This is a genomic window from Streptomyces deccanensis (assembly GCF_022385335.1).
Taxonomy (GTDB): domain Bacteria; phylum Actinomycetota; class Actinomycetes; order Streptomycetales; family Streptomycetaceae; genus Streptomyces; species Streptomyces deccanensis.
The window spans coordinates 3815871-3829896 of sequence record NZ_CP092431.1; the positions used below are offsets into that span (position 1 = coordinate 3815871).

At 70.9% G+C, this 14026-nt stretch carries 13 protein-coding genes; 3 read left to right on the forward strand and 10 right to left on the reverse strand.

Going from position 1 to position 14026, the window contains the following annotated elements; translation table 11 throughout:
* The first annotated feature begins 7 nt into the window (after positions 1-7).
* Positions 8-1450 (forward strand): GH1 family beta-glucosidase, encoded by a 1443-nt coding sequence (locus L3078_RS16980; protein WP_239754624.1) that lies wholly within the window; start codon positions 8-10, stop codon positions 1448-1450.
* A 103-nt stretch (positions 1451-1553) separates the two neighbouring features.
* On the opposite strand, the gene L3078_RS16985 is transcribed toward L3078_RS16980, so the two are convergent.
* On the reverse strand, positions 1554-2039 hold the full coding sequence (locus L3078_RS16985) for a GNAT family N-acetyltransferase (RefSeq protein WP_239754625.1): 486 nt from the start codon (positions 2037-2039) through the stop codon (positions 1554-1556).
* Positions 2040-2199: 160 nt separating this feature from the next.
* Here L3078_RS16985 and L3078_RS16990 point away from each other — a divergent pair, with 160 nt between their 5' ends.
* Positions 2200-2643: an NUDIX domain-containing protein gene (locus tag L3078_RS16990; RefSeq protein WP_239754626.1), complete on the forward strand. Its 444-nt coding sequence runs from the start codon at positions 2200-2202 to the stop codon at positions 2641-2643.
* Between the two features lie 79 nt (positions 2644-2722).
* Here L3078_RS16990 and L3078_RS16995 read toward each other — a convergent pair whose 3' ends face one another.
* The 7 genes from L3078_RS16995 to L3078_RS17030 all read right to left on the reverse strand — a co-directional run bounded on the left by L3078_RS16995 (position 2723) and on the right by L3078_RS17030 (position 11786).
* The gene (locus tag L3078_RS16995; protein WP_239760350.1) at positions 2723-4741 is read right to left on the reverse strand and encodes a beta-galactosidase; all 2019 of its coding nucleotides are present in this window, start codon (positions 4739-4741) and stop codon (positions 2723-2725) included.
* Between the two features lie 976 nt (positions 4742-5717).
* Positions 5718-6044 (reverse strand): hypothetical protein, encoded by a 327-nt coding sequence (locus L3078_RS44740; protein ID WP_338059509.1) that lies wholly within the window; start codon positions 6042-6044, stop codon positions 5718-5720.
* 28 nt (positions 6045-6072) lie between these two features.
* The gene (locus L3078_RS17010) at positions 6073-6978 is read right to left on the reverse strand and encodes a carbohydrate ABC transporter permease (RefSeq protein WP_239754627.1); all 906 of its coding nucleotides are present in this window, start codon (positions 6976-6978) and stop codon (positions 6073-6075) included.
* A complete protein-coding gene (locus tag L3078_RS17015; protein WP_239754628.1) occupies positions 6975-7967 on the reverse strand; it encodes a carbohydrate ABC transporter permease in 993 nt (330 codons plus the stop codon). Before L3078_RS17015 ends, L3078_RS17010 begins: the two co-directional genes overlap by 4 nt.
* A 52-nt stretch (positions 7968-8019) precedes the next feature.
* Positions 8020-9330 carry an ABC transporter substrate-binding protein gene (locus L3078_RS17020; RefSeq protein ID WP_239754629.1) on the reverse strand — a complete coding sequence of 437 codons (1311 nt, stop codon included), beginning with the start codon at positions 9328-9330 and terminating at the stop codon, positions 8020-8022.
* A 254-nt stretch (positions 9331-9584) separates the two neighbouring features.
* A complete protein-coding gene (locus L3078_RS17025) occupies positions 9585-11012 on the reverse strand; it encodes a sensor histidine kinase (protein WP_239754630.1) in 1428 nt (475 codons plus the stop codon).
* A 69-nt stretch (positions 11013-11081) separates the two neighbouring features.
* The gene (locus L3078_RS17030) at positions 11082-11786 is read right to left on the reverse strand and encodes a response regulator transcription factor (RefSeq protein WP_239754631.1); all 705 of its coding nucleotides are present in this window, start codon (positions 11784-11786) and stop codon (positions 11082-11084) included.
* Between the two features lie 89 nt (positions 11787-11875).
* Between L3078_RS17030 and L3078_RS17035 the strand changes: the two genes are divergently transcribed.
* A complete protein-coding gene (locus tag L3078_RS17035) occupies positions 11876-12466 on the forward strand; it encodes a hypothetical protein (RefSeq protein WP_239754633.1) in 591 nt (196 codons plus the stop codon).
* Between the two features lie 21 nt (positions 12467-12487).
* Here L3078_RS17035 and L3078_RS17040 read toward each other — a convergent pair whose 3' ends face one another.
* Together L3078_RS17040 and L3078_RS17045 are read right to left on the reverse strand one after the other, a co-directional pair.
* On the reverse strand, positions 12488-13360 hold the full coding sequence (locus L3078_RS17040; protein WP_239754635.1) for a spermidine synthase: 873 nt from the start codon (positions 13358-13360) through the stop codon (positions 12488-12490).
* Positions 13361-13518: 158 nt separating this feature from the next.
* Entirely contained in the window at positions 13519-13893 is a 375-nt protein-coding gene (locus L3078_RS17045; protein WP_239754637.1) for a hypothetical protein, read from the reverse strand.
* Positions 13894-14026: the final 133 nt, after the last annotated feature.

The window sequence follows — 14026 nt, forward strand, 5'->3', positions numbered from 1 at the left end:
CGCTTCCATGCCTGAACCCGTGAACCCGGTCACCCCGGTGACCTTTCCTCCCGCCTTCCTCTGGGGCGCGGCCACCTCCGCCTACCAGATCGAGGGGGCGGTGCGGGAGGACGGCCGTACGCCCTCCATCTGGGACACCTTCAGCCACACCCCGGGCAAGACCGCCGGTGGCGAGACCGGTGACATCGCTGTCGACCACTACCACCGCTACCGCGACGACGTGGCGATGATGGCCGACCTGGGCCTCAACTCGTACCGCTTCTCGATCTCCTGGTCGCGGGTGCAGCCGACGGGCCGGGGCCCGGCCGTGCAGAAGGGCCTGGACTTCTACCGGCGGCTGGTCGACGAGCTGCTGGACAAGGGCATCAAGCCGGCCGTGACCCTCTACCACTGGGACCTCCCGCAGGAGTTGGAGGACGCGGGCGGCTGGCCCGAGCGGGACATCGTGCACCGCTTCGCCGAGTACGCGCGGATCGTGGGCGAGGCGCTGGGCGACCGGGTCGAGCAGTGGATCACGCTCAACGAGCCGTGGTGCACCGCGTTCCTGGGCTACGGCTCCGGAGTGCACGCGCCGGGCCGTACGGACCCGGTGGCGTCGCTGCGCGCGGCCCACCACCTGAACGTGGCGCACGGGCTGGGCGTCGCGGCGCTCCGCTCGGCGATGCCCGCCCGCAACGCGATCGCGGTGAGCCTGAACTCGTCGGTGGTCCGGCCGATCACCAACTCCCCCGAGGACGTGGCGGCGGCGCGGAAGATCGACGACCTGGCCAACGGGGTCTTCCACGGTCCGATGCTGCACGGCGCGTACCCGGAGACCCTGTTCGCCGCGACCTCGTCGCTGACGGACTGGTCGTTCGTGCAGGACGGCGACGTGGCGACGGCCAACCAGCCACTGGACGCACTCGGGTTGAACTACTACACGCCGACGCTGGTGGGCGCGGCGGACGCCGACCTGAAGGGCCCCAGGGCCGACGGGCACGGGGCGAGCGAGCACTCGCCGTGGCCGGGCGCGGACGACGTCCTGTTCCACCAGACGCCGGGCGACCGTACGGAGATGGGCTGGACCATCGACCCGACGGGCCTGCACGAGCTGATCATGCGGTACGCGCGGGAGGCTCCGGGGCTGCCGATGTACGTGACGGAGAACGGCGCCGCCTACGACGACAAGATGGACTCCGACGGCCGCGTCCACGACCCCGAGCGCATCGCCTACCTCCACGGCCACCTGCGCGCGGTCCGCCGCGCGATCGCCGAGGGGGCGGACGTCCGCGGCTACTACCTGTGGTCCCTGATGGACAACTTCGAGTGGGCGTACGGCTACGGGAAGCGGTTCGGCGCCGTGTACGTCGACTACGCGACCCTCACCCGTACGCCGAAGTCGAGCGCGTACTGGTACGGCCAGGCGGCGAAGACGGGCGCGCTGCCGCCGCTGGTGACGACTCCGGCGTAACGGAACCACAGGGCCGGGGGCTGGGGAGCCCCCTGGGGGAACGGGGGAGCGGGGTCCGGGGCGCGGCGCGCATAGGGGAGCGCCGCGCCCCGGACGTCGGTGGTCAGAGCCGCCGGTAGTAGTGCGCCGTGGGGAACGGGACGCAGCCGAGGCTCTCGTAGAGGGCGCGGGCGGGGGCGTGGAAGGCGTCGCCGCCGGTGCCGATCTCGACGAGCCTCGTGCCGCGTCCGCGCAGGTCGGCGAAGGCGTGCTCGCACAGGGCGGTGCCCGTGCCGTCGCCGCGGTGCCGCTCGTCCACGGCGAGCAGGACTATCTCGCCGTGGTGCCGGGTCAGGTCGGCCTGCCAGGCGACGTACCCGGCGATCACGCCGTCGGCGGACTCGGCCACCGCGACGTACCTGTGCTCGGCCGGGTCGTGCAGGGTGGGCACCAGTTCGCGGTAGTCACCGCGCCAGTCGGCGTGCAGCGTGGTGAGGACGAGCCCGTCGAGCACCGGTCCGACGGAGTCCTCGAAGAACGGCCGGAACGTGTCGATGGTGAGTTCGGTCAGTCGTGCCAGGTCGTCCCGGGCGTATGCGCGAATGAGCATGGAGTGGACCTCTCGGAACCTGAGGGAGGAAAAGGACACCTCTGGCCCGCCGATCACACGAGACGTGTCGGTGGGCCGACCTCAGTGGCGGGTACGCCAGGACGCGAAGCACTCCATACGCGTCATGCTAGACGCTGCCGACCAGGAAAGGACGTGCTCCGTGACGCAGTTGGTCGCCGCCGTCATCGTCCACGACCGGGCCGCGGGCCGGGTCCTCCTCCTCCAGCGGGGCGAGCACGCCAGGTTCGCCCGGGGACGGTGGGATCTGCCCGTCGGGAAGAGCGAGCCCGGGGAGCCCGTCACCGGGGCCGCCGTGCGCGAGCTGTACGAGGAGACCGGGCTGACCGTGAAGCCGGAGGCGCTGGAGGTCGCGCACGTCATCCACGCGGCCCGGGGCGTCGAGGCGCCGGACGGCTTCCTCACCGTCGTCTTCGTCGCCCACGAGTGGACGGGCGAGCCCGAGAACCGGGAACCGACCAAGCACTCCCAGGTCCGCTGGTTCGCCACCGACTCCCTCCCCGAGGACTTCGTGGAGGGCAACGCCGGCGCGCTGCGCGGCTATCTCGCCGACGGTCCCCGGATGTCCCTGTACGGGTGGGCGTGACGTGCTGCGTGGCACCTTCTGAACGCCACAGGGCCGCGCACCCCGAAGGGGCCGCGGCCCTGTGGCGTCGTGAGCGGGGTCAGCGGGGTTCGCGGACGACCGCCACCTCCCCGGCCGGGACCAGCACGGTCGCCGGGGCGTCGGTCGTGGTGACGGTCTTGCCCGTCAGGAGGTCGACGGAGTCCGCGGCCACCTCGATCTCGGCGTCGGTGTCGCCGTGGTTGATCAGGAAGAGGAAGTCGGCCTCCGGGCCGCGGCGCAGGGCCGCCTCCACGCCCTCCGGGGTCGGGCGCACCGACGTCACGCCGGACTCCTCGCGGACGCGGTCCAGGAGGGCGGCGAGGGTCGTCGGGTCCGGGCGGGTGGCGACGTACCAGGCCGTGCCGGAGCCGTGGGTGTGGCGGGTGACGGCGGGGACTCCGGTCAGGGGGCCGGAGGTGTACGACGTCACCGCCTCCGCGCCCGCCAGGGCGACCCGCTCCGACCACAGGGACGCCGTACCGCCGTCGCTCAGGCCCACCGTCTCCCCCGGGAGGAGGGGGAAGAGTTCGTCCGTGCGGACACCCAGGGTCTCGCGGAAGGCGCCCGGGTAACCGCCCAGCCGGACGTGGCAGTTCTCGTCCACCGCGCCGCTGTGGAAGCCGACGGCGAGGGTGCCGCCGGCCTGTGCGAAGCCGGTGAGGTTGGCAGCGCCCGTGTCGTCCACCAGGTAGAGGCTCGGGGCCAGCACCAGCTTGTACGCGGACAGGTCCGCGTCCGGGCGGACGAAGTCCACCGCCACACCGGCCCGCCACAGCGGCTCGTACCAGGCGCGGATCAGGTCCTGGAAGCGGAGCTTCTCGCTGGGCTGGGACGGGAGTTCCACCGCCCACCAGGCGTTCCAGTCCCAGGCGATGGCGACCTCGGCGACGCCCGTGCTGCCCCGCACCTCCGCCAACGACCGCAGGTCCGCGCCCAGTTGGACCACGTCGCGCCAGATCTGGCTGTCGGTGCCGGCGTGCGGGAGCATCGCCGAGTGCCACTGCTCGGCGCCGGCCTTGGCGGCCCGCCACTGGAAGTAGGCGATGCCGTCGGCGCCCCGCGCCACGTGGGAGAGCGCGTTGCGGCGCAGTTCACCGGCGGTCTTGGCACGGTTGACGGGCTGCCAGTTGACCGCGCCGGTGGAGTGTTCCATCAGCAGCCACGGGCTGCCGCCCGCCAGGGAGCGCACCAGGTCGCCGCTGAGCGCGATGTCGATCTGCGACTCGGGGTCCGTCGACTGGAGGTAGTGGTCGTTGGAGACGATGTCCAGCTCCGGCGCCCAGCGCCAGTAGTCCAGCTTGTCGAAGTTGAACATCACCATGAAGTTGGTGGTGGCGGGCGTGGAGGGGGCCGCCTCCAGCAGCACCTCCCGCTCCGCCTTGCACAGCGACAGCAGCGCGTCGGAGCAGAAGCGGCGCCAGTCCAGCTGGTGCGTCGGGTTCGGCACCGCGCCCGTCGCGCGCGGCGGGATGATCTCGTCCCAGTCGTAGTACCACTGGCTCCAGAACGTCGTGCCCCAGGCGTCGTTGAGCGCCGCCAGGTCGTCGTCGTACTTCTCCCGCAGCCAGACGCGGAACGCGGCCGCGCTGGTGTCGCAGTGGCACTCGCCGTTGTGGCAGCCGTACTCGTTGTGGACGTGCCACATGACCACGGCCGGGTGGTCGGCGTACCGCTCGCCCAGCACGCGGGCGATCCGCAGGGCCGCCTCGCGGTAGGCGGGGCTGGAGGGGCAGAACGTCTGGCGGCTGCCGTACGAGAGGGTGCGGCCGTCCCGGTCGACCGGCAGGGCGTCCGGGTGCTTGACGAAGAACCAGGCCGGCGGGGCCGCCGTCGGGGTCGCCAGGTCGGCGGCGATGCCGTTCTCGTGCAGCAGCGCCAGGATCTTGTCGAGGCGAGTGAAGTCGTACTCGCCCTCGCGCGGCTCGAGGAGCGCCCAGGAGAAGATGTTGACGCTGACCATGTTCACGCCCGCCTCGCGCATGAGGCGTACGTCCTCGGCCCAGACCTCCTCGGGCCACTGCTCGGGGTTGTAGTCGCCGCCGTAGGCGAGGCCGGGGACGTTCAGTTCGCGCTTCATTCGGAGGCCTCCGGGCCCTTCGTCAGGTCGGCGGGTCGTTTCCACGCCCCAGGGGTCCAGCGAGAGCAGCCGGTCGCTGGAGGCCATCAGGCCTCCGGTGGCCTCGACGTGCGCCGCCCAGCGCTCGCGCGTCTCCACGGCCGGGCGGGCCATCAGGCAGTCGGGATCGTTCACCCACAGGCGGCCGTGCTGCCACTGGCGGCCCACGCCGGTGAACTCGGCGGGGTCCTGGCCGGGCTGGCTGTAGTCGTCGGCCTCGGGTCGGCGATGCGGGGCCGTGTCGGGGCTGACCCGCATCGCGTCGAACAGGCCGATGGAGGGGAGGATCGGCGCGCCGCAGCCCAGCAGGTAGGCGTCGGGGCCGATGGCGGAGCGGATCAGGACGATACCCTCGCGGTCAACCAGTGCTTGGTCGGAAGTATTCATAGGGTCGCCTTAGCTCGATCGTGTGATGGTCGGCTTTCAGCCTTGCGGCGCCTTGGGGCGAACGGGTTAGCGTTGCCGTGCGATCTGGGACGCCGGGTGAGGCGCCAGCGTGCGGGGCCCCCGCTCCACCGGAGTGATGGTTCGGGGCCTCCCCGTCGCCTCTGGCCGTACCCAATTGGCCAGGTCGCGCAGGGAACTGGCCTCCTGGGCCCGGACCACGCACAGGATGCGTGTCGCCGCCCCGGGGTTGAGTACGCCGGGGACCAGTGCGCCCAAGACCGTTCGGGGCGTGCGGCTGAGCAGGCCCGCTCAGTCCAGAGGAACGGTGAGCCAGTCGCCCAGAACGGACAGTTAGCTGCCGTCGATCTGGACGACGTCGAGGTCAAGGTCGTCCATCGCACGAGGGTTCTCGTGGATGTCGATCTCAATGACCTCAGTGGAAGTAGCTCGCACCCGGAGCACCACGGTCGGGGCGGAGGGTAGAGCCCTCCGCCCAGTCCGCCGGGACCGGCTGACGCCGCCGGTGTGCGCCAGCCCCTCCACCGGCGCATCAGGACTGATCTCCGTCGCGATGCCCCTCACCACCCAGCCGAATCGACGGCCCCTCCCGCACCGGATCAGCAGCCGCCCACGAGCCGTACCTCGAACCGTCACCCGGGGCGAGCGCCAGCAGGCCCTCCCCCTGGAAGGTGCCCTCGGGGCCGGCGGCCCCCGGCCGGTAGCAGACGGTCGCCCAGTTGTCGTCGGTCGGGCGGTACGGGGTCGCGTCGAGGCCGTAGGAGCCGCTGGGGCTCCAGGACTGCCAGCCCTCCTCGTGGACCCGCGCGGTGCGGGGGTCCACGGGCACGGAGGCGACCGGCGTGAACGGGTGGGGCACGGTGGTTCTCTTTCGAACGGGGCCGGTGTCAGCCCTTGTTGGCGCCGAGGGTGAGGCCGCTGACGAACTGGCGCTGGAGTGCGAAGTACACGATCAGCGTGGGGATGGCGGTGAGCAGGGCGCCGGCGGCGACGAGGTTGGGGTCGGTGAAGTACTGGCCGGAGAGGTTGTTCAGGGCCGAGGTGATCGGCATGTTCTCACCGGTGGAGATCAGTACGAGGGCCCAGAAGAAGTCGTTGTAGATCCAGATGGACAGCAACGTCGCCAGGGCGGCCATCGCGGGCTTGCACAGCGGGAGCACGATCTGCCAGTACAGCCGCCACACCGACGCGCCGTCGACCAGCGCCGCCTCGGTCAGCTCGTGCGGCAGGGAGCGCATGTAGTTGCTGAGCACGAAGGCGCAGAACCCGGACTGGAACGCCACGTGGATGAGGACCAGGCCGAGCGCGGAGTCGTACAGCTTGCCGCTCATGGTGATGCCGGGCAGGTCGATGAGCAGGTAGAGCCGGTACAGGGGGGTGATGATGACCTGCTGCGGGAGCAGGTTGCCGGCGGTGAAGACCAGCAGCAGAAAGAGGTTGATGCGGAAGTCGAAGCGGCTGACGTAGAAGGCGACCATCGACGACAGGAACAGCGTCAGCAGCACCGCCGGGACGGCGATGATCAGGGTGTTCACGAAGTAGTGCGTCATCTCCGACTGGGTGAACGCGTTCGTGAAGTTGTCGAAGCTGAGGCTGTCGGGCCAGGAGACGTAGCCCTTCTCGGATGTCTCGCCGTAGGGGCGCATGGCGGCGTACAGCGCCCACAGCAGGGGGCCCAGCCAGGCCAGGGCCATGCAGACGAGGAAGACGTGCAGGACGATCCGGGCGGGGCGGACGGGTGTGCGCTCCTTGCGAGCGGCGGTCGCGGCGGTGGTGTCGACGGTGGTGCTCATGCGCGCCGCTCCTTCCGGAAGGTCGCGATCAGGTAGGGGATGATCACGGCGAGGGAGATCACCAGGAGCACGACGGCGATGGCCGAGCCGTACCCGATCCGGCTGGATTCTCCGATGATGTTGTTGGTGACGAGGATGGAGAGCAGCTCGGTGCCCTCGGCGCCCTTGTTGAAGACGAAGACGAGGTCGAAGGCGCGCAGGGCCTCGATGATGGTGACGACCAGGACGACCGTGTTCGTCGGGCGCAGGGTGGGGAAGATGACGTTCTTGAACGTCTGCCACTCGTTGGCGCCGTCCAGGGCGGAGGCCTCGCGCAGGGAGGGGTCGACGCCCTTCAGGCCGGCGAGGTAGAGGATCATCATGTAGCCGGTGTGGCGCCAGGACGCGGCGATCAGGATGGCCCAGAGGTTGAGGTCGGGGTCGCCGATCCAGTCGATGTAGTGGCCGGGTTCGTTGGCGCCGATGAGGCTGTTGATCAGGCCCGTGTCGGGGTTGTAGATCAGCTGCCAGACGAAGCCGATGACCGCGAGCGACATCACGACGGGCAGGAAGAACGCCGTCTGGTAGACGCGGCTGAAGCGGATGTTCTTGTCCAGCTGCACGGCCAGGAACAGGCCGAGCGGTGTGGGGATCAGGATGAGCGCCACGAACCAGACGATGTTGTGCTCGACGGCGGGCCAGAACTGCGGGTTGTTGGTGAACAGTTCCGTGAAGTTGTGCAGCCCGACCCACTTGATGGAGTCGAAGCCGATGCCGTCCCAGGTGGTGAAGGCCAGCAGGATCGACGCCAGGGCCGTCACCCACACCAGGGCGACGTGCAGGATCGTCGGCAGACCCGCCATCAGACCCAGCGTCAGCCTGTCCCGGCGGGTGAGGAGCCGCCGGTGCCCCTGGGGCACCTTGGTGGCGGTCGTGGAGGTCTTTGCGGCAGGGCCGGAGCCCGGAGGCGGCGTGGCCGCCTCCGGGCTCTCGGTGGGGGTGGTCGTCATGTCAGGAGGTCATCCAGTCGTGAGGACGGTCGATCGTCAGGACGGTCGGTCGTCAGGACGCGAAGATCGTCTTCTTCTGCCGCTCGATGGACGAGAGCAGGCTGTCGACGCCCTTGGGGTCGCGGATGAACTTCTGCAGCGCCGGCTGCATCACCGTGGAGGTGAAGTCGGGGCGGCTGTCGCGGTCCATGAACTGGGTGAGGCTCTTGGCGCCCGAGATCATGTCGTACGCCTTCTTCTGCAGCGGCGAGTACGAGGAGGTGTCAGCCTTGGTGGAGGCGGCCACCACGTTCGGGTCGGCCTTGAGGTAGATCTGCTCCGCCTCGGGGGTGCCGAGGAACTCCATGAGCTTGACGGCGCCGGCCTTGTTCTTCGGGGCCTTGCTCATCATGAAGCCGTCGGTGGGGGCCTCGACGGTGTCCTGCCCGAACGCCGGGTCGATCTCCGGGAAGGCGAAGAAGTCGAGGTCGTCCAGGTCGGCCTTGTTGGTGAACTGCTGGCCCACGAAGGTGCCCAGCAGGTACATGCCCGCCTTCTTCGACGCCAGGGTCTGCGCCGCGTCCTGCCAGGTGCGGCCGACGGCGCCCTCCTGGTGGTACGGCAACAGCTCGGTCCACAGGTCGAAGACCTTGCGCACCTTGGCGTCCGTCCACGACGCCTTGCCCGCCATCAGCTCGACGTGGAAGTCGTAGCCGTTGGTGCGGAAGTTGAGCTGGTCGAAGGTGCCCATCGCCGGCCAGGCGTCCTTGTCACCGAAGGCGATCGGGACGAGCTTGTCCTTCTGCATCTGCTTGCACAGGGCGATCAGCTGGTCCCACGTGGTGGGAACCTCGTAGCCCTTCTCCTGGAAGACGCTCTTGCGGTAGAAGAGCGCCCAGGGGTACGTGTACAGCGGCACGAAGTAGGACTTGCCGTCCTCGCCCTGGCTGAGCTTCTTCATCGCGTCGGGGAAGTTCCCGCCGATCTTGTCCCACACGTCGTCGATCGACGTGGCGAGGCCCTTGGCCGCGAAGAACTGCATCCGGTAGCCGGCGAACCAGTGGAACACGTCGTCCGGGGTGCCCTGGAGGTAGGAGTTGATCTGCTCCTGGAACGTGTTGTGGTCCTTGGTGTTCACGTCGACCGTGAGCCCGGACTGCTTCTTGAAGGCCGCGTAGATCTCGGCGAACGCCTTCTTCGGCACCGCGTCCGACGCGTTGGAGCCGACGGTGACGGTCTTCGAGTCACCGGCGCTGCTGCCGCTGCCTCCGCAGGCGCTGAGCAGGGGGACTCCAGCGCCGAGTGCCGCGGCCCCGCCTATGCCGCGCAGCAGGGTGCGGCGGCTCGTGCCGGGGACGGAGAGACCGGAAGGTGTGAGATGCATGTACGGCTCCCTGGGGGACAGGTGGTTCGGTCTCAATGGCCCTCGCCGGCTACTGATCGAAAACAATCAGAAACCAACTCGACCGAACACGGTGGCCGCCATAACAGCTCTATGTCATGTCATGAGTCAAGACTTCTTGTCCCCCTTTGTTGAAACGTAATCCCTGGTTGTCGAAACGTGACCGTCACACACGTGAGCCACATCACTCACGGACATGCACCCGCATACGGGGCACGGCGACCGCACAAGCCCGATCACGACGACGCGCGCGGCCGCCCGAGGGCGGAGAGGGCCCCGGTGTGTTTGCGCCGGCGTATGGAAGCGCCCCGGTGTCCCTTGCGCCCCGCGGCCCTGCCGTCCGTCGCGCCGCCGCCGTGCAGCTGGATCCAGATCCGCACCTCGGTCCCGCCCAGCACCGACGACCCGATGCGCACATCGCCGCCGGTCGACTCGGCGAGGCGGCGCACGATGTCGAGGCCCAGACCGGTCGAGCCGTCGCTGCCGGAGCCCCGGCCCCGGGCCATCGCCGCCTCGGGATCGGCGATGCCCGGACCGGCGTCGGAGACGAGAACGATCACCGCGTCCTCGCCGTTGTGAACGTCGACCGCGAACGCCGTGCCCTCCCCCGTGTGCCGGAAGACATTGCCGAGCAGGGTGTCCAGCGCGGCGGCCAGGTCGGCCCGGGCCACGGGTATGCGGACCGGACGCTCCACCCCGGCCACCCGCCACTTGCGGCCCTCGTCCTCGGCGAGCGCCGACCAGAACGCCATCCGCTCCCGGACCACCTCGGCCGCGTCGCACCCGGCGCCGGGCCCCGCCACCGCCGTCTGCGGCTTCGCCTCCCGTGCCGTGCGGATGATCGTGTCGACCTCCCGCTCCAGTTGCTCGACCGCCGCCCGCGTCTGCTCGGCGGCCGGCCCGTCGCCGAGGGAGGCCGCGTTGAGCCGCAGCACGGTCAGCGGTGTGCGCAGCCGGTGCGACAGGTCCGCCGCCAGCTCCCGTTCGTTCGCCAGCAACCGCACCACCTGGTCCGCCATCGCGTTGAACGCCACCGCCGCCAGCCGCAGCTCCTTCGGCCCCTTTTCCGGCACCCGCGCGCCCAGCTGCCCCTCCCCCAGTTCCCGCGCGCTCTCGACCAACCGCCGCGCCGGGCGGACCATCCGCACCCCGAGCCGGTCGGCCACCGCGACCGAGCCGACGATCAGCAGCGCGCCCACCCCCGCGAGCACCGCCCACGCCGTGGCGACCCCGTTGCTCACCTCCGACTCGGGCACATACACCTCGACGACCGCTATCTCGCCGGAGCTGAGCGCGGTGGGCTGCAGCAGCGTCGACCCGCCCGGCACCTCGGTGGTGGAGGCGCGGCCCAGCTTGCGCACGGCCGCGATGTCCTCGTCGGAGGCGCGACCGCGGCCCAGGTCGAGCGGGGCGGTCCCCGCGCCGTCCGCCGGCAGGTGCACCGCCATCCCGTCGTCCGACCCGGCCGCGGCGACGACCCGCTCCAACTGCTCCCGGTCGGTGGTGATGGAGAGCGCCGGGGCGATCGCGGCCGCCTCCCGCTCGGCGCCCGAGAACGCCCGGTCCCGCGCCATCTCCTTGACGACCAGCCCGAGCGGCACCGCGAAGGCCACCACGACCATGGCCGTCACCGCCAGGCACACCTTGACCAGCGCCCACCTCATGACCACACCACCCCGACCGACGCCCATTTCATCGCCGCACCACCCCACACGCCCCGACCGGCGCCCACCTCATCGCCGGCCCCCCGGCGCCGGTGGCTCCAGCTTCACGCCGACGCCCCGCAGGGTGTGCAGATAGCGGGGTCGCGCCGCAGTCTCCCCCAACTTCCGGCGCAGCCAGGACAGATGCACGTCGATGGTCTGGTCGTCGCCGTACGACTGCTGCCACACCTCCGCGAGCAGCTCCTTGCGCGCGACGACCACACCGGGCCGGCCGGCGAGGAACGCGAGCAGGTCGAACTCGCGCCGGGTGAGGTCGAGTCGGACGCCGTCCAGCTCGGCCTGGCGCCGCAGCGGGTCGATCGCGAGGCCGCCGACCCGGATCACCGTGGACGGTGGCGCCTCGCCGCCCGAGGCGCGGGAGCGGCGCAGCACGGCCGCCATCCGGGCGGCCAGGTGCTCGACCGAGAACGGCTTGGTCAAGTAGTCGTCCGCGCCCGCGTTCAGCAGCCGGACGATCTCCGACTCGTCGTCGCGCGCGGTCGCGATGATCACCGGGACGTCCGTGATGCCGCGCAGCATCTTCAGTGCCTCCGAGCCGTCGAGGTCGGGCAGCCCGAGGTCGAGGATGACCACGTCGAAGCGGACATGCGCGACCTCGCGCAGCGCCTCCAGCGCCGTACCGACGCTGCGCACGGTGTGGGCGGCGTCCGTCAGATGCCTGATCAGCGCCGAGCGTACGAACTGGTCGTCCTCGACCACGAGCACACTTGCCATGCGCCGCACCGTACGCCAAACGGGAGAGGCCGGTCGGGGCCTGTGGATAACTCGTCCGCCCACGACACCAGCGGGGCTCGTGGGGCAGTATGGCCGCGATGCGCAGAGGAATCCTCCACCTACTGGCCTGGCTGCTCGCCACGGGCGCGGCGGTCACGCTGACGTGGTGGGGCGTCCACTCGGTGCTGGCCGGCACCGCCTACGACCCGCCCCGGGCCCTGCCCATCACGGCCGCCGACGCACAGGCCCAGGGCGTGCCCCCGCCGATCACGCCGACCGCGCTCCCGGACCCGTCGCGGAGCGCCGGGGAGCAGAAGGACGGCGGCAAGAACAACGGCGAGGACGGCAAGGACGGCGACGAGCCGTCGCAGCCCCCGTCCGCCCCCTCCAAGTCCGCCGAGGACGGCCCCCGTCCGGGCACCGGCGCCCCGGCCGATCCGGGTGACTCGGCCGACGCCGGTGAGGTCAAGGCCTACGACACCGAGGGCGGCCGGGTGGTCTTCTCCCTCGGCGAGGAGTACGCGACCCTGGTGTCCGCGACGCCCGGCTCGGGTTGGTCGATGCAGGTGTGGAAGACCGAGACGTGGATCCGGGTCGACTTCGCCGCCGGTGCGGACCGGGTGTCGGTGTTCTGCACCTGGCACGACAGCGCGCCCCGGGTGGACGTCCAGAACTTCTGAGGGCGTCGGGGAGCGGTCGGCTCAGCGGAACACCGACGAAGGCGGCGCCGGCGAGGCGGTCGCCGCCGCGTCCGTCACCGGCACCGCTCCGCCCGTGAAGTCGGTGAGCGCGCGGCCGTGTTCGACGCGCCCGGGGTGCGGGTCGGAGGCGGCGCGGCGGGTCAACTCGGCGATCGGGAGGGGTTGGTCGGAGGCGACGAGCACCGCGTTGCCGAATCGTTTGCCCCGCAGCACGGTCGGGTCGGCGACCAGCGCGAGTTCGGGGAAGACGACGGCCGCGGTGGCGATCTGGGCGCGCAGATGGGCCAGCGGCGGGCCGTCGGCGAGGTTGGCGGCGTAGCAGCCGCCGGGCTTCACCACCCGCCGTACGTCCGTGAGGAACTCCGTCGACGTCAGGTGCGCCGGGGTGCGCGCCGCGCTGAACACGTCCGCGATCACCAGGTCCGCCCACCCGTCGGGCACCTTCGCGAGCCCCTCGCGCGCATCGGTCGAGCGCACCCGTACGCGCGCGTTGGGGTCCAACGGCAGCTCCCGCCGGACGAGTTGCACGAGAGCCGCGTCGCGCTCGACGACCTGCTGGGTGGAGCGGGGGCGGGTGGCGGCGACGTACCGGGCGAGGGTGAAGGCACCTCCGCCGAGGTGCACGGCGTGCACGGGCCGTCCGGCCGGGGCGACCAGATCGATCACATGGCCGAGCCGCCGCTGGTACTCGAAGGACAGATACGCCGGATCGTCGAGATCGACGTGCGACTGCGGCGCCCCGTCGACCAGCAGCGTCCAGGCCCGGACCCGCTCCCGATCGGGCAGCAGCTCGGCGAGCCCCCCGTCGACCTCCTCGACCACGGCGTCGACATCCTGCCCACGCCGCCCGCGCCCCTTCTTCGACCTGCCCATGAACCCATTATCGGACCGGGAGCACCCTCTGCGCGCAGGGAGCGCCCTGAAGGGGCGCGGGGCTGTGGCATTGTGCGGCTCCGCCGCGTGGGCGCGACAAGCCACGACGAACCCGCACCCGCCGAAACCCGGAACCCCTACGGCGACCGGCGCCGAAATCAACGGCAGTTGTCCGCGGCCTCGATCAACCGCGCCGCCTCGCCCAGCGCAGCGCGCAGCACCGTCGGATCCGTCGCGAGGTCCACCTCACCCGGCGGCAACAACCACCCCGCCCCCTCCGGAGGAGCCAGCACGGCCCCCCGCCCGTCGCTCTGCGTGCACGTGCTCCCCGGCACGTCCCACGCGTCCGCCGTACCGGGCGGCACCAGGAACCCGAGGGTGTCACGCGTGTCGTCGTGCAGAACGGGACCGACCGTCATGACGGGCCCCACCGCGTCGAGGGCGCCCCGACGGAGGATGTCCACCGCCTCCAGCCCCTGCCGCGTGGGCACGGTCACCAGGTCGCAATCGGAACGGGCTTCGAGGTTCTTCATCCGGGCCTCCCACGCCTACCAGCGCCCTGCCCAACGCGCCTCCCCGTCAACGGCTACGGCGGAACTGCGCCGCAAAGGATGGCAGTTCATGGCAGATCGTGGATGAGATATCCGGTTTGTAGCCAAACCTCGC